Annotated in this window: 24 protein-coding genes and 1 pseudogene; 14 read left to right on the forward strand and 11 right to left on the reverse strand. The window is 58.2% G+C overall.

What is annotated here, in order from left to right; all coding sequences use genetic code 11:
* Window positions 1-165: 165 nt before the first annotated feature.
* Both AC07V4_RS12115 and AC07V4_RS12120 read left to right on the forward strand, forming a co-directional pair.
* Window positions 166-1,353 (forward strand): cyanate transporter, encoded by a 1,188-nt coding sequence (locus AC07V4_RS12115; protein ID WP_492636136.1) that lies wholly within the window; start codon window positions 166-168, stop codon window positions 1,351-1,353.
* Window positions 1,354-1,490: 137 nt separating this feature from the next.
* The gene (locus AC07V4_RS12120) at window positions 1,491-2,426 is read left to right on the forward strand and encodes a LysR family transcriptional regulator (RefSeq protein WP_492636135.1); all 936 of its coding nucleotides are present in this window, start codon (window positions 1,491-1,493) and stop codon (window positions 2,424-2,426) included.
* A 3-nt stretch (window positions 2,427-2,429) separates the two neighbouring features.
* Here the strand turns inward: AC07V4_RS12120 and AC07V4_RS12125 are convergent, their stop codons facing one another.
* From AC07V4_RS12125 to AC07V4_RS12135, 3 genes are all read right to left on the reverse strand, one after another.
* Window positions 2,430-2,792 (reverse strand): 5-carboxymethyl-2-hydroxymuconate Delta-isomerase, encoded by a 363-nt coding sequence (locus tag AC07V4_RS12125; protein WP_431750161.1) that lies wholly within the window; start codon window positions 2,790-2,792, stop codon window positions 2,430-2,432.
* Window positions 2,793-2,862: 70 nt separating this feature from the next.
* Entirely contained in the window at window positions 2,863-4,050 is a 1,188-nt protein-coding gene (locus AC07V4_RS12130) for a low temperature requirement protein A (RefSeq protein ID WP_492636134.1), read from the reverse strand.
* A gap of 25 nt (window positions 4,051-4,075) precedes the next feature.
* On the reverse strand, window positions 4,076-5,011 hold the full coding sequence (locus AC07V4_RS12135; protein WP_492636133.1) for a LysR substrate-binding domain-containing protein: 936 nt from the start codon (window positions 5,009-5,011) through the stop codon (window positions 4,076-4,078).
* A gap of 129 nt (window positions 5,012-5,140) precedes the next feature.
* Between AC07V4_RS12135 and AC07V4_RS12140 the strand changes: the two genes are divergently transcribed.
* Complete coding sequence (locus AC07V4_RS12140) at window positions 5,141-5,317, forward strand: hypothetical protein (RefSeq protein ID WP_492636132.1); 177 nt, start codon at window positions 5,141-5,143, stop codon at window positions 5,315-5,317.
* A 36-nt stretch (window positions 5,318-5,353) separates the two neighbouring features.
* On the forward strand, window positions 5,354-5,743 hold the full coding sequence (locus AC07V4_RS12145; RefSeq protein ID WP_492636131.1) for a VOC family protein: 390 nt from the start codon (window positions 5,354-5,356) through the stop codon (window positions 5,741-5,743).
* 15 nt (window positions 5,744-5,758) lie between these two features.
* Here AC07V4_RS12145 and AC07V4_RS12150 read toward each other — a convergent pair whose 3' ends face one another.
* Window positions 5,759-5,905 (reverse strand): hypothetical protein, encoded by a 147-nt coding sequence (locus AC07V4_RS12150; protein WP_431750956.1) that lies wholly within the window; start codon window positions 5,903-5,905, stop codon window positions 5,759-5,761.
* A gap of 197 nt (window positions 5,906-6,102) precedes the next feature.
* Between AC07V4_RS12150 and AC07V4_RS12155 the strand changes: the two genes are divergently transcribed.
* Together AC07V4_RS12155 and AC07V4_RS12160 are read left to right on the forward strand one after the other, a co-directional pair.
* Entirely contained in the window at window positions 6,103-7,407 is a 1,305-nt protein-coding gene (locus AC07V4_RS12155) for an MFS transporter (protein WP_492636130.1), read from the forward strand.
* Entirely contained in the window at window positions 7,407-8,165 is a 759-nt protein-coding gene (locus AC07V4_RS12160; RefSeq protein WP_492636129.1) for a substrate-binding domain-containing protein, read from the forward strand. Before AC07V4_RS12155 ends, AC07V4_RS12160 begins: the two co-directional genes overlap by 1 nt.
* On the opposite strand, the gene AC07V4_RS12165 is transcribed toward AC07V4_RS12160, so the two are convergent.
* Window positions 8,157-9,059, reverse strand: coding sequence for a LysR family transcriptional regulator (locus tag AC07V4_RS12165; protein WP_492636401.1), 903 nt, complete (start codon window positions 9,057-9,059; stop codon window positions 8,157-8,159). The genes AC07V4_RS12160 and AC07V4_RS12165 overlap by 9 nt on opposite strands.
* Before the next feature lie 323 nt (window positions 9,060-9,382).
* On the opposite strand from AC07V4_RS12165, the gene AC07V4_RS12170 reads away from it, so the two are divergent.
* From AC07V4_RS12170 to AC07V4_RS12180, 3 genes are all read left to right on the forward strand, one after another.
* Window positions 9,383-9,664, forward strand: a complete 282-nt coding sequence (locus AC07V4_RS12170; protein WP_431750953.1) for a ribbon-helix-helix domain-containing protein — start codon at window positions 9,383-9,385, stop codon at window positions 9,662-9,664.
* Window positions 9,661-9,978: a type II toxin-antitoxin system RelE/ParE family toxin gene (locus tag AC07V4_RS12175; RefSeq protein WP_492636128.1), complete on the forward strand. Its 318-nt coding sequence runs from the start codon at window positions 9,661-9,663 to the stop codon at window positions 9,976-9,978. The genes AC07V4_RS12170 and AC07V4_RS12175 overlap by 4 nt, the downstream gene beginning before the upstream one ends.
* A gap of 130 nt (window positions 9,979-10,108) precedes the next feature.
* The gene (locus AC07V4_RS12180) at window positions 10,109-10,987 is read left to right on the forward strand and encodes an SMP-30/gluconolactonase/LRE family protein (RefSeq protein ID WP_492636127.1); all 879 of its coding nucleotides are present in this window, start codon (window positions 10,109-10,111) and stop codon (window positions 10,985-10,987) included.
* 49 nt (window positions 10,988-11,036) lie between these two features.
* On the opposite strand, the gene AC07V4_RS12185 is transcribed toward AC07V4_RS12180, so the two are convergent.
* From AC07V4_RS12185 to AC07V4_RS12195, 3 genes are read right to left on the reverse strand one after another with little or no spacing between them, the layout of a single operon-like run.
* Window positions 11,037-12,062 (reverse strand): histone deacetylase family protein, encoded by a 1,026-nt coding sequence (locus tag AC07V4_RS12185; protein ID WP_492636126.1) that lies wholly within the window; start codon window positions 12,060-12,062, stop codon window positions 11,037-11,039.
* An 11-nt stretch (window positions 12,063-12,073) separates the two neighbouring features.
* Complete coding sequence (locus AC07V4_RS12190; protein WP_492636125.1) at window positions 12,074-13,303, reverse strand: Zn-dependent hydrolase; 1,230 nt, start codon at window positions 13,301-13,303, stop codon at window positions 12,074-12,076.
* Window positions 13,304-13,315: 12 nt separating this feature from the next.
* Window positions 13,316-14,635, reverse strand: a complete 1,320-nt coding sequence (locus AC07V4_RS12195) for an MFS transporter (RefSeq protein WP_492636124.1) — start codon at window positions 14,633-14,635, stop codon at window positions 13,316-13,318.
* Between the two features lie 157 nt (window positions 14,636-14,792).
* Between AC07V4_RS12195 and AC07V4_RS12200 the strand changes: the two genes are divergently transcribed.
* The gene (locus tag AC07V4_RS12200) at window positions 14,793-15,731 is read left to right on the forward strand and encodes a LysR family transcriptional regulator (protein ID WP_431750312.1); all 939 of its coding nucleotides are present in this window, start codon (window positions 14,793-14,795) and stop codon (window positions 15,729-15,731) included.
* Between the two features lie 46 nt (window positions 15,732-15,777).
* Here AC07V4_RS12200 and AC07V4_RS12205 read toward each other — a convergent pair whose 3' ends face one another.
* Window positions 15,778-16,296 carry a tetratricopeptide repeat protein gene (locus tag AC07V4_RS12205; RefSeq protein WP_492636123.1) on the reverse strand — a complete coding sequence of 173 codons (519 nt, stop codon included), beginning with the start codon at window positions 16,294-16,296 and terminating at the stop codon, window positions 15,778-15,780.
* Window positions 16,297-16,536: 240 nt separating this feature from the next.
* Between AC07V4_RS12205 and AC07V4_RS12210 the strand changes: the two genes are divergently transcribed.
* The 4 genes and pseudogenes from AC07V4_RS12210 (at window position 16,537) to AC07V4_RS12225 (ending at window position 18,961) form a co-directional block, all read left to right on the forward strand.
* Window positions 16,537-17,763, forward strand: a complete 1,227-nt coding sequence (locus tag AC07V4_RS12210; RefSeq protein ID WP_492636122.1) for an MFS transporter — start codon at window positions 16,537-16,539, stop codon at window positions 17,761-17,763.
* A 127-nt stretch (window positions 17,764-17,890) separates the two neighbouring features.
* A pseudogene (locus AC07V4_RS12215) lies at window positions 17,891-18,043 on the forward strand (IS5/IS1182 family transposase); the annotation flags it as partial.
* A gap of 128 nt (window positions 18,044-18,171) precedes the next feature.
* Window positions 18,172-18,669, forward strand: a complete 498-nt coding sequence (locus tag AC07V4_RS12220; RefSeq protein ID WP_492636121.1) for a YkgB family protein — start codon at window positions 18,172-18,174, stop codon at window positions 18,667-18,669.
* 67 nt (window positions 18,670-18,736) lie between these two features.
* Complete coding sequence (locus AC07V4_RS12225; RefSeq protein ID WP_492636120.1) at window positions 18,737-18,961, forward strand: DUF2790 domain-containing protein; 225 nt, start codon at window positions 18,737-18,739, stop codon at window positions 18,959-18,961.
* Window positions 18,962-19,344: 383 nt separating this feature from the next.
* Here AC07V4_RS12225 and AC07V4_RS12230 read toward each other — a convergent pair whose 3' ends face one another.
* Both AC07V4_RS12230 and AC07V4_RS12235 read right to left on the reverse strand, forming a co-directional pair.
* Complete coding sequence (locus tag AC07V4_RS12230) at window positions 19,345-19,776, reverse strand: hypothetical protein (protein ID WP_492636119.1); 432 nt, start codon at window positions 19,774-19,776, stop codon at window positions 19,345-19,347.
* Window positions 19,777-20,124: 348 nt separating this feature from the next.
* Window positions 20,125-20,604, reverse strand: coding sequence for a hypothetical protein (locus AC07V4_RS12235; protein ID WP_492636118.1), 480 nt, complete (start codon window positions 20,602-20,604; stop codon window positions 20,125-20,127).
* Between the last annotated feature and the right edge of the window lie 2 nt (window positions 20,605-20,606).

The raw sequence follows: 20,606 nt of genomic DNA on the forward strand, positions 1-20,606 counted from the left end.
ACAAATATGTGACAGACCCACCGCTATCGGGAGCAAGCCCCCTCCCACATTTTGATCGGTGGTGTGTCAGCTCACTGCATTTTTTCAATAGCCCTTGCGACTTTCTCGTTTGCTCCCCTCCCCCACGCGTGGCCTGATTCGTCCTTGTTCACTCAAGGCCCGCTCATGGAAAACGTTCACGCAAAACCCACCACCGCCATTTGGCTGATGATCAGCGTTGTACTGGTCGCCCTTAACCTGCGCCCGTCGATGGCGGCCGTGGGGCCATTGCTGTCTTCGATTCGCGGTGATGTGCCGTTGAGTTTCAGCAGTGCCGCCTTGTTGACCATGTTGCCGGTCATGGCCATGGGCTTGGCGATGTTCTTTGGCATGGGTTTGGCCAAACGTTTTGGCGAGCACCGCAGTATCGTGTTGTCGCTACTGGTGATCGGTGTGGCCACGCTGTCGCGGCTGTTCCTGGACTCGGCGTTGGAACTGATCGTCAGCGCCATCGCGGCCGGTGTAGGGATCGCGATGATCCAGGCGGTGATGCCGGCGCTGATCAAGTCGCGGTTCAGCGATAACGTGTCGCTGTTCATGGGCCTGTACGTCACCGCCATCATGGGCGGCGCGGCGCTGGCGGCATCGTTCGCGCCGTTCGTGCAAGTGCAGACCGGCAGTTGGCGTATTGGCTTGGCGATCTGGGCGGTGCTGGCGTTGCTGGCTCTGGTGTTCTGGTACGGACAACGCTCGGTGTTACCGCCTCTGCCCCAAACCAGTGCAGGCCCGCAAGCGTCGTTTTTCGGCAATCGCCGCGCCTGGCTGCTGGCTATCTTTTTCGGTCTCGGCACCGCGTCTTACACCTGCGTGCTGGCGTGGTTGGCGCCTTACTACGTGGAGCAAGGCTGGAGCGAACAGAACGCCGGCCTGCTGCTGGGGTTCTTGACCGCTATGGAAGTGATCTCCGGGTTGGTAACGCCAGCCATCGCCAACCGCCGCCAGGACAAACGCAGCGTGGTCGCGGTGCTGCTGGTGCTGATCATCGGCGGTTTCTGCGGGTTGATTCTTAGCCCGCAGCACCTGAGCCTGCTGTGGCCGTGTCTGCTCGGCCTGGGCATCGGTGGGCTGTTTCCGATGAGCCTGATCCTGTCCCTCGACCATCTGGACAACCCACGCCGCGCCGGTGGCCTGACCGCATTCGTGCAAGGCATCGGCTACCTGATCGCAGGCCTGTCGCCGCTGATTGCCGGGATGATCCGCGACCAATTGGGCAGTTTCGAATGGGCCTGGTGGTCGCTGACGGCCGTGGTCGTGGTGATGCTGGTGATCGTGACTCGATTCAATCCCCAGCATTACGCCCGGCATATCCACTGACGTCGTGTTGCCAACAGTATTTGTCCCACACCAAACATAGAAACGTCCTACAGAGCTTTCTATTGGTACGACCGTTCCGTTAAGCTTTTGCGCAGTCTTGTACTGAGTTCGGTACAAAGGGTTTACGGACGAAACCGATGCTAAACAGTAACTTGCTCAGAAAGCTCGATATGCAGGACTTGATGGTGTTTATCGCCGTCTATGACCAGAGCAGCGTTACCGAGGTGTCCGAAACGCTGTTCGTCAGCCAGTCCACCGTGAGCTATAGCCTGAAGAAGCTGCGCACCAGCTTTGAAGATGAGCTGTTTATCAACACGCGGGCTGGCATGCGGCCAACCTACAAGGCCACCACGATGTATGGCCACGTGCAGAAGATCCTGGAAAGCATCAACCAGTGCCACGCCGGTGGCCAGGCGTTCGACCCGACGCAGAAGGCCGTGACCTTCAACGTGTGCGCACCGGAGTATTTCGAACAGTTGATCCTGCCGCGCCTGCTGAAGCACTTCGACCACGCCGACCTGCCAGTGGTCGTCAATGTGCGAAAGCTGGAAACCGAAATCCCCGCCGATGACCTGCGCGAAGGTCGCCTGGACCTGGTGGTCTGCTTCGGTCCGCACTTTCACCGCGCCCATAAAGACTTCAAGACCCAGATGCTGCTGGAAGATGACCTGGTGTGCGTCTTCGACAAACGCTCGGCGCCACGGGAGCCGGCCTTCAGCCTGCAATCCTTCGTCGAACGGCGCCACGTGTTCCCCACGCCGTGGAACTCGGACACCAATATGATCGACGGCTGGCTGGCCCGCCAGGCGCACAAGCGCCAGGTGATCGCCCGGGCCAACAGCTACAGTGCCGCCTTGAAGATGATCGCCGGCACCGACTTTATCGTCACCCTGCCGCGCCGTGTGCAAAAGCTACTGGCACTGGCCCCCACGTTCGGCCATTGCGAAGCACCCAACGGGTTGCCGGGGTTTACGTTGGATATGCAGTGGAACGAAACCAGTGAACAGGACAGTGCCAATACCTGGTTTCGTGAACAGGTGGTGAAGGTGTGTGCCGATCAGGGCTTGTTGTAAGCCTCAGCCGATCGCGACTTTGCTGTAGGACTCACGGTCCATGTCTACCAATTGCACACTGAGTTGAACCTGTAGATCCTTCGGCCATTCACCCAGGTCTTGCAACGCGGCCAACAGGCTTTGCGACAATTGCTGCTTGATCTGCGGTGAACGTCCACTGAGCAGCGACAGGGTCACCGCAATAAAACCACGCGGGCTGAGGGAAGTGCCGACCTGGAAACTCTCCACCTTCACTGCGCGGCTCTTGATATCGAACTCGGAAGCGAACTGACCGGACGCCATCAACACGTTGTTGAGCCGCAGCAGGGTTTTCTCGACGGGCAAGTCTGTCAGGTTGGCAGTGTATTCCAGGTGCAGGTGCGGCATTAAAAGCTCCCAATGGTTGTAGGAAAAGAGTCATACGTATAGCACGCAGCCGAACGGAATCAGAGCGCTTTCAGTGTGAAACTTCAGTCACGCTACGCAACGAACGGTTCTCCCAAAACCCCACGACCACCAACACTGCCGTGGTCAGCGCCCCCAGCACCAGCGCCGAAAACACCTGCTGCCAGCCCAGCGGCAATAGCACCAGCAACATGAGCAAACCGCCCAGGTGCGAGAGCGGCGGCCACGGTCGGTCACTCATCACCCATTTGAACAACGCACTGCCCAATAGAAACAAACCTGGGCCGGCGATGATCGCCACGACGCCCGCCTGGCTGGCATGCCCTGGGTGCACCAGCACCAGTTCATCGGCCACCGCGCTGACAATGATCCCGGCGACGATCAACACGTGCAGGTAGGTGTAGGCGATCCGTGCCTGACGGCCCGGGTCGGCGGAACTGGCAATGCGGTGATGGGCACGTTCGGCACCGCTGTCGAAGTAGATCCACCACAGGGCAATACTGCCCACCACGGCCACCAGGAATGCCCCCAGGCCTTCGATGCTCCAGGGCAACTCGGCGAAGGTGGCGCCGGTCACCAGCAATGACTCGCCAAGGGCAATGATCACGAACAAGCCGCAACGCTCGGCCATGTGATTGCCTTCCACATTCCAGTCCGCCAGCGTCGAACGCCCAAGCCCCGGCACCCAGAAATATACCGACGGCGAGATCAGTTCGATCAACAACGCCAGCGCCCAGAACACCAGGCGCTGCTCGCCTTCGAGCAACGCACCGGTCAGCCAGAACACCGCGGAACAGAGCATCCACGCGAGAATCCGCTGGAAATTGCGGGTCATGTTCAGTGACTCGCCGCGCACGGCCCACAACGCAAACAGCGTGCGGCCCACTTGCATGACGACGTAGGCCCCGGCGAACAACAGGCCTCGATCCGTAAACGCCTTGGGGATCGAGGACGACAGCAACAGGCCAGCCACCATCAAGCCGAACAGGCCGATGCGGATGGGGATTTTTTCCGGGTCGAGCCAGTTGGTGATCCACGAAGTGAAGATCCACACCCACCACACCGCGACCATCATCAGCACCACCTGCACCGCGCCACCCAAGGTCAGGTGGGCCAGCAACGAGTGGGACAGTTGGGTCACGGCGAACACGAACACCAGGTCGAAAAACAACTCGACCATGCCGACCTTGCCGCTGTCCTGGCTGCCGCGCCCACGTAACAAAGAACGGGATGAGGTCATCGGTGGATCTCCCTGAAGGGTTATCTCAAGATTTTGGCGCGATCTCTGGCAGCAGGTCGCGATCACTCATGAAGGCCTCCAGCCGCGAGCGCATCCAGCGTTCCGCCGGGTCGGTGTCGACGTGGCTGAGCCAGACCATGGACAGGTCCAGGGTCGGGGTTTCAAACGGAAACGGCTCGCAGAACAGTTGCCCGCTGGCGGCCATGGCCTGGGCCGTGTAATCCGGCAGGCTGGCGATCATGTCGGTGCCGGCGAGCAACGCCGGCAGCGCACTGTATTGCGGCACCGACAGCACCACGTGGCGCTTGCGGCCAATCTCCGCCAGCCACTCATCGGCAAACCCGGCCACGTTCGCAGTGTGGGACACCAGCACATGGGGGCGTGCGCAATATTCGTCGAGGGTCAGCGGTGTGTCCGAGGCATCGGCGCGCAACAGGCACGGACGGATATGCCGCAATAGTTTGCGCTTGGCATTCGCCGGCAGGCCGCGGGTCTGGGTGATGCCGACGGTGATATCGCCGGACGCCAGCAGGTCCGGGATGCGCCAGTAATCCACATGCTGCACGACGAACACCACCAACGGTGCCTCTTGGCGCAAGGCCCGCAGCAGCGGCGGCAGCAGGCCGAATTCGACGTCATCGGACAAGCCGATGCGGAAGGTCATGGTGCTCTGGGACGGGTCGAAATCGTGGGTCAGGCTCAGGGCCGACGACAGTGAATCCAAGGCCGGCGACAGGTGCTGGATGATTTCCTCGGCCCGCGCCGTTGGTTCCATGCGATGACCGACGCGGATGAACAGCGGGTCATTGAACAATGTGCGCAGACGGTTGAGGGCCGAACTGATGGTGGGCTGGCCAAGAAACAGCTTCTCCGCCACCCGCGTGACGTTGCGCTCGAGCATCAGTGCTTCGAAAACCACCATCAGGTTGATGTCGGCCTTGCGTAGTTCATTACGATTCATCAGCGCCTGCCCCTTTCCCCAAGACAGCCGGCAGTGTAGAAAGCCCGCGAGGCTGCGTCTATGTGAACACTGTTCATCGAACCACTTTGGGACTATAAATCAGCTCTTGAAGGTCAAAGGAACACCATCGTGCTGGTCATTTCCGCCTTGGCTATTGTCGTAGCCGGGTTCTGTCTCTGGGTTGTCCAACTCATCGCCAATCCTACTGTCAGGACGCTGCTGCGAGTATTTATTGGCTTGTGCCTGGCGACAGTGATTGCCTATATGGTACTGGCGGCGGGATTTCCGACATCGCTGCTGGTTTAATCTCAGCTACTTATCTATGTGCAAGGACTGCCAACCATGAAGTTCGCCTACACCATCATCTACGTACCGGATGTCGCCGCCTCCCTGGCTTTTTTTGAAAAAGCCTTCGGTTTCAGTCGCCGTTTCCTGCATGAATCAGGCACCTATGGAGAGCTGGAAACAGGCGACACCACCCTGTCGTTTGCCGCCCATGAATTGGGGGACATGAACTTCGACGGGGGCCATGTGCAAGCCCACATGTCACGCCAGCCGCTGGGGATGGAAGTGGGTTTCGTCACCGAAGATGTGTTCGTCGCCCACGCCAAGGCCCTTGCGCAAGGCGCGACAGAGCTGTCGCCACCGAACACAAAGCCCTGGGGGCAAGTGGTGTCTTACGTGCGCTGCCCAGATGGAACGCTGGTGGAGTTGTGCACCCCGATCCATTGATCGGGGTACGTCTTTTCAAGGCTTGAGCGGAAACTCCTGGTCACGTTCGGACAGTTCCGTACCGTCGTCAGGATGCTTCCAGGTCTGGGGTTTTTCCTCTTCGCGCTGACGCCGGGGTTGTTCACGCTCCGGCTCATCCCGCTTCTTCTGTTCATTACCCATAGCCACCTCCCATCCGTAAGAATTGGTCACACCTTCAGCATAGAACAGGGTGGGCATTTTGATTGGCTGCCCCTATTGATAACCTATGCGCATCAATACATCCAAATAACTCACTTATCATTTCTAAATGTGTCAGCCACTATCCGCGGTCTTAAGCGAAACAAGCACTTTAAAAAGAACGCTGGAGACACAAAACCATGACTAGCCCTTCTCGGCCCGATTCTGCCCGCTCGAAAGTTGGTGCGGTTTTCCGCGTGACTTCGGGTAACTTCCTCGAACAGTTCGACTTCTTTCTGTTCGGCTTCTACGCCACTTATATCGCTGCCGCGTTCTTCCCCGCCGCCAATGAGTTTGCGTCATTAATGATGACCTTCGCCGTGTTCGGCGCAGGCTTCCTGATGCGTCCGTTGGGCGCGATCATCCTGGGTGCCTACATCGATGACGTCGGTCGCCGCAAAGGGTTGATCGTCACCTTGTCGATCATGGCCAGCGGCACACTGCTGATCGTGCTGGTGCCGGGTTATCAAACCATTGGCCTGTGGGCTCCCTTGCTGGTACTGCTCGGCCGCCTGCTGCAAGGCTTCTCGGCCGGTGCGGAACTGGGTGGTGTGTCGGTGTACTTGTCTGAAATGGCCACCCCAGGCCGCAAAGGCTTCTACACCAGCTGGCAGTCCGGTAGCCAACAGATCTCCATCGTGGTCGCGGCCGCCCTGGGTTATGGCCTGAACCAGTGGATGGAACCGGCCGTGGTGGCCGATTGGGGCTGGCGCATTCCGTTCGCCATCGGTTGCGTGATCATCCCGTTCATCTTCGTGTTGCGGCGCAACCTGCAGGAAACCGAAGAGTTCGCCAACCGCAAGCATCGCCCGAGCATGCGCGAAGTGCTGGCGACCCTGGCGAAGAACTGGACCGTGGTGATCGGCGGCATGCTGATGGTCGCCATGACCACTACCGCCTTCTACCTGATCACCGTGTACGCGCCGACTTTTGGCAAGACCGTGCTGCAACTGAGCACCTCCGATGCCCTGCTGGTGACCTTGCTGGTGGCGGTATCGAACTTTGTCTGGCTGCCGATCGGCGGCACCCTGAGCGACCGCTTCGGGCGCAAACCGGTGCTGGTGGTAATGACCGCCCTCACCGTGATCACCGCTTACCCGGCGCTGTCGTTCGTGGTGAATGCGCCGAGCTTCGCGCACATGCTGGAAACCCTGCTGTGGTTCTCCTTCCTGTACGGCATGTACAACGGCGCAATGATCCCGGCCCTGACCGAAATCATGCCGGTGGAAGTGCGCGTGGCCGGCTTCTCCCTGGCGTATAGCCTGGCGACCGCAATCTTCGGCGGTTTTACCCCGGCGATCTCCACCTGGTTCATTCACATCACCGAAGACAAGGCTTCGCCGGCCTACTGGATGATGTTTGCCGCGCTGTGCGCCCTGTGCTCGACCTTGGCCCTGTACCGCAGCGCCAGTACCCGTGGGCAGGTGATGCAGGAGGCGGTGTGATGCGGCCGCTGCTCAACAGCCTAGCGGCCCTGGCCCTCGGCGCCCTGGCGCTGACGGCCCAGGCCGAAGAACTCAAGGTGATGACCTCTGGCGGCTTCACGGCCGCCTATAAATTGCTCGGTCCGCAATATTCCCGGGCGAGTGGTGACACCCTGGACACCATCCTCGGCCCGTCCATGGGCAAGGCGCCGGAAGCGATTCCCAACCGCCTGGCGCGTGGCGAACACGCTGACGTGGTGATCATGGTCGGCTATGCCCTGGATGACTTGATCAAGCAAGGCAAGGTCGACCCCGCGTCCCGCGTGGAGCTGGCGGATTCGCGCATCGGCCTGGTGGTGAAAGCCGGCGCGGCCAAACCCTCAATCGGCACCGATGCCGAGTTGAAAGCCGTGCTGAGCCAAGCCAAGTCCGTGGCGTATTCGGACAGCGCCAGCGGTGTGTATGTGGAGAAAGAGCTGTTCAAGAAGCTCGGCATGCCCGCCAAAGGCAGCATGATCGAACGCCTCCCGATGGCTGAGCAGGTCGCCAAGGGTGACTACGAGGTGGGCTTGCAGCAGGTGGCGGAACTGTTGCCGGTGCCGGGGGTGACGTATGTCGGCAAGATCCCGGAAGACGTGCAGTCCGTGACGCGTTTTGCGGCGGGCATTCCGGTCAACGCCGAACACCCGGCCCAGGCCAAGGCGCTGCTGAAATACCTGGCTTCGCCCGAGGCGCAACCGGTGGTGCAATCCACCGGCCTGGACTCGGTGTCACGCTGACCGAAACGGCATCTCCCGCACCAACCGCTCCAACTCCAGCGCCGCTGGCGGCAGTGTCCGCCCGCGGCGTTTTATCAAGCCCACATTGCGCATCACCTGCGGTTCCACCAGCGGCACACTCACCAGAATCGGGTGTTCGCCCGCCGGCATCGCAATCGAGGGCACCATCGCCACGCCCAGCCCAGCCTCCACCAGCCCAATCATCGTGGTCACGTGGTGGGTCTCGCAGATACTCGGCTTCTTGACTCGCACACCGCGCAAGGCTTGGTCCAGCAGGAAGCGATTGCCTGAGGTTTTATCCACGGTGATGTAGTCATGTTCGTAGGCTTCGGCCCAGCTCACACTCTCTCGCTCAGCGAGTGGGTGGTCGCGACGGCAGGCCAATACGTAGCGTTCCTGCAACAGCAGCTCGAACTCCACTTCATCGGCCAGGCTGCCGCTGAAACTCACGCCGAAATCCGCCTCGCCACTCTCCACCGCATTGCATACCTCACCGGCGCTGGCATCCAGCACCCGCAGGCGGATCTTCGGGTACAACTTGTGAAATTCGGAGATCACGTGGGGCATGAAGTAATAAGCGGTAGACGGCACACAGGCGATGGTGACATTGCCCATGCGCGTGGACGCCACGTTGCTGATGCCCATCAAGGCAATGTCGAGATCATCGAGCATACGCTCGACTTGGGGCAGGAACGCACGGCCAACCATGGTCAGGCTGACGCGTCGGGTGGTGCGCTCGAACAGCTTCACATCGAGGGCGGATTCAAGCTTCTCGATACGCCGGCTGAGAGCCGGTTGCGAGATACGGATGGCCTCGGCGGCGCCGCGAAAACTGCCCTTGTCTACCACGGCGCGGAAGGCTTGGAGGTCGTTGAGGTCGAAGTTGATGATCACGGAGGTGGCCAGTGGCTGTCGGGTGAGGGCCATTATCGTACGGGAGTGGATGTGACGTCATGCAGCGGTTGTCTCAATAGCCTGCTACAAATATGAAGTCATAAAATTCAGCACTTTATCGGCGAGGCGTAGAAGCAAGATCGGGAAATGGCGGCAATACTTGCGATTCAATCCTGATGCCGCCGTGAGGCTCAACCTGCATGAATACCGACAGCTTTTGGATTAGCCATGAGACACCTGACAGTTACGCCGGTCAGTTACCCCTTGCAACACCCAAAGGGGTGAGTAGGATTGAATCCTACTCATCATTGACGGACGTCCCCATGCGCTCGACCCAGCAAATGAGCATTACGCTGCCTCTGGAAATGGCCGCACTGGTCAAAGCCAAAGTCGCAGCGGGTGAATATGCGACCGAAAGTGAAGTCATACGTGACGGGCTCCGGGCCTTGCTGGCGCGGGACCGGGCCATGGATGACTGGTTGCGTGAGCAAGTGGTCCCGGCGGCTGTCGCCTTGCAAGCCGACCCAGAGCGGGCCCTCTCTGTCGATCAAGTTCGGCAGCACATGGCCGCCAAGCGCCAACGAAAAAGCAACGGTAAATCGTGAGCTACTCAGTGGCCTTTTCGCCTGAGGCGTTGGCCCAACTTGACACCCTTGAAGACTACATCAGTACCAACAGAGACCCACTCATCGCCGCACGATTCGTCGACAACATCATCGGCTATTGCGAAAGCCTTTGCGTATTTCCGTTACGTGGCACCCGCCGTGACGAACTGCTACCCCACTTACGCACTACTCATTTTCGACAGACCACCGTCATCGCCTTCACGATGGATTCACAGGCGCAAGCCGTGTCGATCATAGGCGTGTTTTACGGCGGGCAAGATTACACAGCGCTGTTGCAGAACGACGAAGACTGACATCGGGTTGTCGGTGATGCATACAGGTACCGTTTTCCAGGGACAGCCGATTATCCCAGGGTGAAGTTCAACGGCAGGCTTGGTAGGGTGTCCGACTCGATTATTTCCCACTCCCCTTCGGCGCACATCAATGACCCAAACAATAAAAACCTACCGAACACTACGATTCGGTGCATGGATCCTCGGCCTGCTCTGTGCCGCCACCCTGGGCTTTTTTGCCTGGCAGAGTTTTTACCCCGTGCGTGCCACCGATGGCTGGAGCTATGCAGTGATTCATCGCGATGTGGCCAAGGCCGCGTCGCTGATGCCACTGGACGACGGCTCGCTGATGGTCACCCAGGAACTCAAGGACGGGCTAGGCAGCATCGTGCGTATCCATGGAAATGGAAAACGCGAAGTCGTGGTGGGCAACCTGTCCAAACCCGACGGCATGGTCGCCACCCGTGGCGGCTGGGTGTTCAGCCAGGAGTCTGACAATGCGCCCGTCAGCTTTCTCAAGGACGGTGTCGTCACGGAACTGTTCCGCGGTGAAAACGTACAAGGCTTGTGGGTCGAGGGCGACGACCTCTACGCCATTGAAGACCGCAAGCCCACCGGTCGCCTGATGCGCTACCGTTGGAGCGACCAGTCCCTGAGCGTGCTGCGCGATCAGGTGCAGGAAGGCGAGTCCATCGTGCGCTGCACGGATGGGCGGATGCTCTATACGGAGAAGAAGAAGGGTGTGGTGCGTGAGTTGACCGACGACGGCCAAGACCCGGTGGTGCTCGCGGGCCTGAACAAGCCGACGTTCCTGATGTGCGATGAACGTGGGTTGTGGATCAACGAGGACTCGACACACCGGGCGCGGTTGTTGCTGGTAGACCCTCAGGGCAAGCAACAAACCATTCTGTCGTTCCTCAAAGCGCCGCAGTCGATTGTACCGACGGGTCGAGGGACTTATCTGTTGGCGGAAGGTGGCAGGAACCGGGTGTTGGAATTGGCACCCGAGACCCACACCGTCGCACCGTAAAGCACTTCACTGAACGCGCAGCCCTGGCACGCGAGCGCCAGGGTGCGCGTTACCGGGTCCACGCTTGCGGGCTGGCGAAAAACGCCTGGGCATTACTGTCCAGCGTTTCCAGGTGATACCCACCCTCCTGCACGATCACACTCGGCAGCCCCAGCGCCCGTATGCACTCGCCTAACCGGACAAACCCTTCTCGCGTGACCGCGACTTTGCTCTGCGGGTCCAGCTCGTAGATATCAAAGCCCAGGGACAACACCAGCACATCCGCCGAGAAGTCCTTCACGGCAGACAACGCCCGCTCCACCTTCTCGAAAAACAGCGCTTCACTGGCGCCGTGGGCCATCGGCAAATTGAGATTGAATCCCTCTCCCGCGCCCTCCCCACGCTCCTCCGCAAAACCGGCCACGCCTGGGTAGAAGTTAGTGGGGTCGCCATGGATCGACACATACAGCACGTCATCGCGCTCGTAGAAAATCTCCTGGATGCCTTGACCGTGGTGCATGTCGGTATCGAGCACGGCAACGCGCTGGAAACCGTCGCGCAGTACCTGTGCAGCCACCGCCGCATTGTTGATGTAGCAGAAGCCACCCGCGGCATCGTAACGGGCATGATGGCCCGGCGGTCGGCACAAGGCATAAGCGGCCGGCGCACCATCGAGGATGTCCTTGGCCGCAGCAACGGCGCTTTGGGCCGACCAGTAGGCCGAGCGCCAGGTCAGTTCGCCTATCGGGCAACTGCCATCGGCCAGGTAGCGCGCTGCCTGGGCAAGGATGCCGCGCAAGGCGTTGGGTTCGCGCACGAAGATGTTGGACATGACTTCGTCGCCCCAGTCCTCAGGGATTTCCTTCCAACGCTGGTGCGCTTCCTGAAGGAAGGCCAAGTACGGCGCACTGTGCACGGCAAGTAATGGATCAAGGCCGAAGTCCGTCGGCTGCTGAATCTCAAACCCCAGGGTTTGCGCCGCCAACAGCAGGTTGCGGGCGCGCTCGGGGACTTCCTGCGGCGTGCGCATCTGGCCACGGGAGTAATAGCTGCGTGGATGGTGCAGGAGTTGTTCGGGGTGGAAAAAAGTACGCATGGGCTATCTCCTTACTGAACCTGGCCGGCGCGTTTCAGCACGGCGTTAAGCAATACATCGGTACCCTGGCGTACGTCCTCGGGCAGTACATCCTCGGCTTCGTTATGGCTCAGGCCGCCGACGCAAGGGATGAAAATCATCGCGGTCGGGCAGTAACGCGCCAAGTGGATGGCATCGTGACCGGCACCGCTGACAATGCGTTGCTGGCTGTAGCCTAGGGCGTCCACCGACGATTGCACGCACGCCACGCAATCGGCGTCGAATGGTGTGGCCGGGCTGATCCAGTGAGGGCTGATGGTCACACTCAAGCCACGTTGCTCGGCGATCGCCAGCAGGCGCGCGCGCACCTGTTGCTCCATGGCCTCAATGTCGGCATCGCGGTGATGACGCAGGTCGACAGTGAAGGTCAACAGGCCGGGAATGGTGTTGCGTGATGACTTGGCGATACTCAATTCACCGACCGTGGTCAGCCCTTCCGGGGCGAAATCCGCCGCGAGGTTTTCCAGGGCCTGGAGCATTTGGGCGGCGCCATACAGCGCGTCTTTACGCAGCGGCATCGGTGTGGTGCCAGCATGGGCGGCCATGCCTTCGACCCGTACATCGAGCCAGCGAATCGCCTGGCCACCGGTGACCACGCCGATGCTCTTGGCGTTGTCCTCCAGAATCGGGCCTTGCTCGATATGCGCTTCGAAATACGCATCCACGTCGCCGCCCAAAACACGTGAGCCGTTATAGCCGCTGGTGCGCAACGCCTCAGCCACACTGATCCCTTCGACGTCGGTGGTCGCCAGGGCCTTGCCCAGTTCCAGGCTGCCGGTGAACACCGCCGAGCCGAGCATGGCGGGCGTAAAACGCGCGCCCTCCTCGTTGGTCCACACCGCAATTTCCAACGGTTTGCGGGTTTGGATAGCGTGATCGTTCAAGCTGCGGACCACCTCCAGCCCCGCCAACACACCGTAGACACCGTCGAAACGCCCGCCTTCGGGCTGGGTGTCGAGATGGCTGCCCATCATCACCGGGGCGGCGTCCTTATCCGTACCGGCGCGACGAGCGAACAGGTTGCCGATGGCATCCACGCTCAAGGTCAGCCCGGCGGCGGCGCACCAGTGGCTGAACAGTTCGCGACCGGCCTTGTCTTCAGCACTCAACGCCAGCCGACAACTGCCGCCCCGTGCCGTAGCACCGATCTCGGCCATGGCCATCAGGCTGTCCCACAGGCGCTCGCCATTAATCTTCAACATCACCTTATCCTCTTAAACGCTGTGGGCCATTTCAAGACGATGGGCGCTGGCGTGGCGGCGCGACAACGCCAGTACGCACACCAGCGAGACCGCCGCGATCAGGCTGTAAAACACTGCCATCGGCCACCATTGGCCTTGGTATTCATGGGCCAGCCAGGTGCCGATCAACGGCGTCAGGCCACCAGCCAACGCACCGCACACCTGGTAAGCCAGGGAGATCGCGGTGTACCGCACGCGAGTTTCAAACAGGCCGCTGACGAAGCCTGCGATCACCGCATAAAACGAGGCCATGCACACCACCGCCAGGGCAATGCCGAGGATGATCAACGGCGCCTGGCCGCTGCTGACCAGCACGAACATCGGGTAAGGCGAGGCCATCGCCAGTACCGTCATGGCACACAGAAAACGCGTGGCGCCGATCTTCTCGGCCACCCAGGCGGCCAGTGGCTGGATGCAGAACTGGATAATGGCGACGAAGAATAGGCACTCCAGAATCAACGAGCGTGGCAGGCCCAGTTGCTGGGTGCTGTAGGCAATCATGAAGGTGTTGGTGAAATACACACCGGCGATGCCCAGGGTGTTGGCGCCGATGCACAACAACAGTGGGCGCCAGGCGGTCTTCAGCACTTCGATGACCGGGGCCTGATCCTGCTTGATCGCGCGGGCCTTTTCCGCCAGGGCTTTGTCTTCAAGGAATTCGGGGGATTCGTTCACACCCAGACGAATCGCCAAACCGACGATCAACAACAAGGCACTGGCCAGGAACGGCACACGCCAGCCCCAGCTCAACAAGGCCTCCTCCGGCAACCGGGTGACCGCACTGAATGCCAGCAGTGACAGGATCAACCCCGCCGGGCTGCCCAGTTGTGCAAAGGAGGCAAAGAAGTTGCGACGGCCCTTCGGCGCATGTTCGCCGGCCATCAGTACCGCCCCGCCCCACTCGCCACCGACGGCAATGCCCTGCACGACGCGCAACAACACCAACAGTACCGGCGCGGCGGCACCGATCTGTGCGTAGGTTGGTAACAGGCCGATGCATACCGTGACCACGCCCATCATCACCAACGTGATCACCAGGGATTTCTTGCGCCCGATCCGGTCACCGATATGTCCGAACACGATGCCGCCCAATGGCCGCGCAAAGAAGCCCACGGCAAAAGTGCCGAACGCCGCCATGGTGCTGAACAGCTTGTCGTCGGAAGGGAAAAACAGCTGGCCGAACACCAGCGCGGCGGCGGTGGCGTAGATGTAAAAGTCGTACCACTCGATCATGGTGCCGATAAAAGCGGCGGCCGCAGCACGGCGCGGCTGTGGTGAAGCGGAAGGCTTCATGGGGCTGGCTCCTTTGGTTATTTTTTTGGCAGGAGAAGGTCAAACGCATGCGCTCTGATGGCGCTTGTTGAGGGTGATTTATCGACGCGAGGCTATGATTAGTCAATTTTCTATTTATTATTCAAATTATAAATCTCACTTATTATTGAGCCAAACCATGCCCGAAACCCGCCGCGATATTCACCCGCTGCTCAATGATCGGCTGGACTGGAACCTGCTGCGCACCTTCCGCGTCATTGGCCAGGAACTGAGCATCAGCCGCGCCGCCGCGCGTCTGCACCTGACTCAACCCGCCATCAGCCAGGCGCTCAAACGCCTGGAAGAGCAGCTCGGCTGCCAACTTATCGTGCGTCGCGGTCCTCGCTTTGTACTCACCGAGGCGGGCGAACAGATCTTCGCCATTGCCGGCGAGATGTATGGTCAGGTCTCGCAAATGAGCAATGCTTTGCAGAAACCCGGTGATGAAGTGATCGGCAAAGTGCGCTTGCTGATGATCAGCCGGATAAATTCGGACACCTTCGACGACTTTCTAGCCGACTTCCACCGTGAGCATCCCCGGGTAGACCTGGAAGTTGAAGTGATGCGCAGCTCCGACATCGTTGCCGCGCTGCTGGAAAAAACCGCCACCCTGGGCCTGAGCCTCAACCGCCGGCCACAACCGCGCCTGGAACAACGCCTGTTCCTGCGTCAGCGCTACGCGTTTTTCTGCGGGAAACACCATGCACTGTTCGGGCGTACGGGGTTGGCCGAGGGCGATTTGCAGTCAGAGAACTTCGTGAGTTTTACCAGCGACCAGATCGGTGGAATGCTATCGCCGCTGACGATTTTCCGCGACCAGCAAGGTTTCAGTGGGCGCATCGTAGCGTCATCGTCCAGCCTGGAAGAAGTGCGCCGCCTGGTGATTGCCGGGTACGGCCTGGGCTGCCTGCCGATTCATGTGGTGGCGCAAGATGTGCAGAACGGGCTGCTGTGGCGGCTGCCGCCGGATGACGGGATTGCCGATGTGGATATTCATTTGCTGTGGAATCGGGAGCAAAAGATGAGTCGGGCGGAAGCGGTGTTTATCGAGCAGCTTTCGTCACGGCTTGCCCGATAATCACGGCCCGCCCGCCACACTCAGGTGATTGGCATGCCACCCGGCTTCACGTCTGTGGCCCGGCAGCGATAGCTTCGGCCAAGTCTTGGTACTCTTCGCAAGTCGTGCTGCACAAGGCTTTGATTTTCGCCAATTGCTCCTGCGCCAGGTCCACGCGGCCCTTGATCACGTAGGCCTCCCCCAGATACTCGCGAACTTGGGCGTAGTTGGGGTCGAGCGCGACCGACTTCAAGTAATAATCGATGCCTTCATCGGTGCGCCCCAACTTGCGCGTGGCATAACCGCGGTAGTTGAGGGCCTTGGCGGTGTTCGGGTTTTGCAGGGTGTCGAGCAAGGCCAGGGCCTCGTCGTAGCGGCCAGCCTTGGCCAAGCGATAGGCATAATCGGTGCGATCGGCGTCCGAGGTGGCTTTGCTGGTTTGCAGTACGCACTTGCCGGTCTTGGTGTCCCAAACCTGGCCTTTGGGGCAATTGGGCTTGGGCGGTGTCGACTCATCACCGGAAGCGTAGGCGTGGCCTGCGAGTACAGCCGCGACCAGGAAAAGCACGGTGCGATAGGTCTTCATGGTGGTCTGCTCCATCACGATGAGGAAATACAGCAAGAGACACAGCCACCATGCACCCTTTTCGTCACCAGGTTAAGCGTCGACCGACTGCTGGCTAAAGTGCGTCTAATCGATTGCACTGATGATTATTATCGAAACGAGCGCCTGAGGGTTTGGCAAAACCGGTTTATATAATCGCCTTCAATTTCTCCCCTCCCCACGCCTGACTTCAGGCGACATTCCCCCTTGGAACCCAATACCATGCCAAGTGCCAGCCAGGCCCCTAGCGGCCGTCCTGAACATAATCAACAGAGTGTCAAACAGCAGTGGCTGGCGATTCTCTCGGTAGCCGTGGGTGCATTCGCCTTGGTGACCAGTGAATTCCTGCCGGTGGGCGTGCTCAACGACGTCGCCAGTGACCTCGGCATCAGCGCCGGCCATGCCGGCCTGATGGTGACCCTGCCCGGCATCATGGCGGCCCTCGCCGCTCCATTGCTGTCGGTGATCATTGGCGCCATGGACCGTCGCTATCTGCTGATCGGCCTGACGCTGATCATGATCATCGCCAACACCGTCGTGGCTTTCGCCAGCGACTTCAGCCTGCTGCTATTCGGCCGCGTCCTGCTGGGTATCAGCATCGGCGGGTTCTGGGCCACGGCCATCGCCCTCAGCGGCCGCCTGGCCCCCAACGGCGTGGGCGTAGCGAAGGCCACCTCGATCATCATGATGGGCGTGACCCTGGCCACCGTACTGGGCGTGCCCGTCGGCACCTGGCTCAGTGGCCTGATGGGCTGGCGCATGACCTTCCTGGTCACCGCGCTGGTGGGCGTCCCGGTGCTGTTGGCGCAAGTCTTCCTGCTGCCCCGGCTCAACCCGGAAAAGGCCATTCTCATCAGTGACCTGCCGGCCTTGTTTATCAATCCACGCGCTCGAGTCGGCTTGATCGCGGTCTTGCTGATCGGCCTGGCGCACTTTGCCGCGTACACCTACGTCGCGCCTTTCTTTAAAAACAGCTCCGGCTTCGACGGCCAGACTATTGGCTCACTGTTGCTGATGTTTGGTGTGGCGGGCGTAGCCGGTAACGTTTTTGCCGGATTCGCCGCCAACCGTAGCGTGCGCTACACCCTGCTGTTGGTGGCGCTGATGATCGGCACCAGCACGGCCCTGTTCCCCTACTTCGCCACCGGCTTGACCGGCGCAACGATGCTGATCGCACTCTGGGGCTTCGCCTTCGGCGCCTTCCCGGCTTGCGCCAGTATCTGGATGTTTGTAGTAGCGCCCAAGGATGTTGAACGCGGCATGCCGCTGTTCGTCGCCTTGTTCCAGGTGATTATTGCCTTGGGCTCGTTCTTCGGTGGGCGGATTGTCGACCAGATGGGCAGCGCGGTGCTGCTGAGTTTGGCGACGGCGTTGGTGGGGGTTGGATTTATGACGGTGTTGGTGTTGGGGCGGAATGTGAGTAATAGCCTCGCGGCGCAACCAAGCTAACCAAGCGGGTATAAAAACCTGCATAAAAAAGCCCCCGCTCAATTCAATTGAGCGGGGGCTTTTTCTATGTAATGGCGAAGAGATAGGGATTCGAGCCTCCTCTTGCGTCCACTCGGCGTCATAGATTTTGCGCCATGGCTCTGATCGTTATCGGATGCCGCCAGTGACCTTTGTGCGAAGCATGGAACGTAAGCCTCGACCGTGTTTCCCCAGTCTGTTCAATCCCCAGCGCAACATCATTGAGCGCATGTTCGGAGGGTTGAAAGTGAGCCGTCGCATCGCTTTTAGTACAGGCGCGGCGGCACGGAGAAAAACGTTTATTGCACAAAAACAAATTCTCCCTCTGTAACGCACGGGTGTCTCTTGACTCTAGAAGCTTGAACCCCCAAAAAAACAGAGGTTAACCCCATGCACAACAATCATATTCCGACACCCAGCCGTCGCCTCATCGAAGTTGAACTAATTCGCTGGATGCTTGTGCTCGTATTTGCATTCTTCGGTTACTCGAAATGGTTCCCATACGAAGCAGAGGCTCTAGTCCCGCTAATACAAAACAGCCCTATACTTTCCTGGATGCATTCCGTACTTGGTGTAAGTGGTGCCAGTTATGCGCTGGGGACTGCGGAGTGGACCATTGGTCTAGGGTTGGCTATCGGGGCCTGGATGCCGAGAGTATCCGCCCTCGCTGCTGCAGGCTCAGTTATTACATTTTTGACAACATACAGTTTGATTTTCTCGACCCCTAACGCCTGGGAGGTTTCTGCTGGAGGGTTTCCTGCAATGGGTGGTCATACCTCTTTTCTAATGAAAGATCTGGTATTGATGGCTGCGTCATTCCTACTATTTAAACACAGCTACCGCATATCGATGTTCCCTTCCAGCAAAGCGTTTCAGCCCACTGAATAGAGCTATCGCTTACCCCAATTAAGGATTGATTTCGGTCACTCGACCAACTTAAATCGAGGTCTCCCCCATGAAAATCAAATTATCCATATTGATATTACTAAATATATTGCTCAGCCCCTTGAGCATGCAAGTTCACGCTGCTGAAAAACCAGACATATCTGAAGTGGTTAGTATCGAGTCCGATCCGTACGCCTGTGGCATTACCGATGCAACAATGATCTATAGAGATTCGACCGGCGAGTTAAAACGTTTGGAGTATCGCATATGGGGTGATGGCTGCAGTGGAGGGTGAACATGCGAGAACTATTCGCCTGCTGCAATTTAGTGCCTATCAATACTGAGCTGGTTAAATAGTTTGCCCCCCGTAAATTTTTACGTAGCCAATCGAGCCCTTATGACTGGCAACCAGTAGCCTTTGTAACTGTGAGGCCTGATGATGTTATAGCGTGATATGCAAATAAAAGAGGGGACAGATTTATTTTTTGGAAATTAAATAAATCCGTCCCCTTTTCTACCCCAAAACTGTGATTTTATAGCAGTGATGTCGTCTGCACTTAAGCCGACCTTGAAACCACCAAGATCTGTTCCACTTGTAAGGTTTTACGCTTAACTTAATCCACTAGCAGTGAGATCTTCTACCTTTCCGGCAGCGCCACCAGTTGCTTTCGCACCAACTCAACTTTTCCCTTTGATGTGATTTCGCCACGGTACAAGCAAACCGCCCAGCAGAACTCGATCAATAACACCATCATCAATAGCGCCAACAAAAGTAGTATCTAACTGAAATTCAAAGGAAAGATTTTCTTTTTCAGATATTTTTTTTACGGCACCTACCAGCGCCTCTACGTCATCTAGGTTTTTTGAGTCCATCTCAATATGGAGTAAATTTGGCTGCAAAGCCGAATAAAGCTCTAAAATCCCACCTACTACCTCCGCGCCAGTTTTGTCTATCTCATCAATAAAGCTTGGCGGAGTAACGCTCCATATTCTTGACGCAGCAACCTCACTAACAAGCTGCTGTACATTAGATCTAATAGACTGGTCCAAATCCTGAGCCACATAAAAAATGAACTTTTGCTTCGCAAGTTCTAGCGGTATGTAATGCATTACTCAGCTCCTTTTTTCGGAGAGTATGCCGGGAGAGCTGACCCTGGACCGCCCGGATTATATCTAAATCCTCCCGGCATTTGCGCGTCCAAATGCCGCGTATCAGGCAACGGCACAGTAAGTGGCGAACCCTGGATATGGTGCATAGGAATTCTCTCGCCCTTTAGCCCTGCATCTTCAGGAAAAACCTTAACCCATGCATCGCCGATTTTCAGTACTTAATATTTGACCATATCCAAGGTTACCCCAGTTATCACGCAGTGCTCTCCCAAAAAAGGGGACACATTTATTTTTTGGAAATCAAACACCCCCCTTTTCCACCAAACTTAAATAACTCCGCCCCTCCTTCTAGTTTTCTGACTTCCACAAAATTGCGTAAGGCAACTCATCGACATCATCATCAGGCGAGCGAAAATAATAAACTGCTCTAAAACCAGCCAAACTCTTATGAACAAACGCACCATCAGACATAACACGATAAGTTGCATACTCCATAAACTGGTCCAACTCATGAGACCTCAAAGCACTTCGTATGCTGCCATAGCTCATCCCCGAGCCAACTGGAAGTAATTCTAGTGGAGGCAAACACTTAACCATATCATCATTTTCAACATCCCTAAAATAGACACGACGAAATGCAGGCTCACTGCAAGCCCAAAACAACGAAACAAATTTAATTTTTTCTTTTCCGCCCTCACAAACGACATCAGCTAGAAAGTATTTCGAATCTGAAATTTTATATACACCGTCTTCTAAAGCAATTGCACCTTCCAAAATATCAAAAGTACACCCATCATTTAACTTACATAGATCCGGCCAATCGAGCATAT

Source organism: Pseudomonas sp. GW821-FHT03A09 (assembly GCF_059421065.1).

Coding starts and splice junctions, on each gene's coding strand:
- AC07V4_RS12115 (WP_492636136.1), top strand. CDS start 166: ATGGAAAACGTTCACGCAAAACCCACCACCGCCATTTGGCTGATGATC.
- AC07V4_RS12120 (WP_492636135.1), top strand. CDS start 1,491: ATGCTAAACAGTAACTTGCTCAGAAAGCTCGATATGCAGGACTTGATG.
- AC07V4_RS12125 (WP_431750161.1), bottom strand. CDS start 2,792: ATGCCGCACCTGCACCTGGAATACACTGCCAACCTGACAGACTTGCCC.
- AC07V4_RS12130 (WP_492636134.1), bottom strand. CDS start 4,050: ATGACCTCATCCCGTTCTTTGTTACGTGGGCGCGGCAGCCAGGACAGC.
- AC07V4_RS12135 (WP_492636133.1), bottom strand. CDS start 5,011: ATGAATCGTAATGAACTACGCAAGGCCGACATCAACCTGATGGTGGTT.
- AC07V4_RS12145 (WP_492636131.1), top strand. CDS start 5,354: ATGAAGTTCGCCTACACCATCATCTACGTACCGGATGTCGCCGCCTCC.
- AC07V4_RS12150 (WP_431750956.1), bottom strand. CDS start 5,905: ATGGGTAATGAACAGAAGAAGCGGGATGAGCCGGAGCGTGAACAACCC.
- AC07V4_RS12155 (WP_492636130.1), top strand. CDS start 6,103: ATGACTAGCCCTTCTCGGCCCGATTCTGCCCGCTCGAAAGTTGGTGCG.
- AC07V4_RS12160 (WP_492636129.1), top strand. CDS start 7,407: ATGCGGCCGCTGCTCAACAGCCTAGCGGCCCTGGCCCTCGGCGCCCTG.
- AC07V4_RS12170 (WP_431750953.1), top strand. CDS start 9,383: ATGCGCTCGACCCAGCAAATGAGCATTACGCTGCCTCTGGAAATGGCC.
- AC07V4_RS12180 (WP_492636127.1), top strand. CDS start 10,109: ATGACCCAAACAATAAAAACCTACCGAACACTACGATTCGGTGCATGG.
- AC07V4_RS12185 (WP_492636126.1), bottom strand. CDS start 12,062: ATGCGTACTTTTTTCCACCCCGAACAACTCCTGCACCATCCACGCAGC.
- AC07V4_RS12190 (WP_492636125.1), bottom strand. CDS start 13,303: ATGTTGAAGATTAATGGCGAGCGCCTGTGGGACAGCCTGATGGCCATG.
- AC07V4_RS12195 (WP_492636124.1), bottom strand. CDS start 14,635: ATGAAGCCTTCCGCTTCACCACAGCCGCGCCGTGCTGCGGCCGCCGCT.
- AC07V4_RS12200 (WP_431750312.1), top strand. CDS start 14,793: ATGCCCGAAACCCGCCGCGATATTCACCCGCTGCTCAATGATCGGCTG.
- AC07V4_RS12205 (WP_492636123.1), bottom strand. CDS start 16,296: ATGAAGACCTATCGCACCGTGCTTTTCCTGGTCGCGGCTGTACTCGCA.
- AC07V4_RS12210 (WP_492636122.1), top strand. CDS start 16,537: ATGCCAAGTGCCAGCCAGGCCCCTAGCGGCCGTCCTGAACATAATCAA.
- AC07V4_RS12220 (WP_492636121.1), top strand. CDS start 18,172: ATGCACAACAATCATATTCCGACACCCAGCCGTCGCCTCATCGAAGTT.
- AC07V4_RS12225 (WP_492636120.1), top strand. CDS start 18,737: ATGAAAATCAAATTATCCATATTGATATTACTAAATATATTGCTCAGC.
- AC07V4_RS12230 (WP_492636119.1), bottom strand. CDS start 19,776: ATGCATTACATACCGCTAGAACTTGCGAAGCAAAAGTTCATTTTTTAT.
- AC07V4_RS12235 (WP_492636118.1), bottom strand. CDS start 20,604: ATGCTCGATTGGCCGGATCTATGTAAGTTAAATGATGGGTGTACTTTT.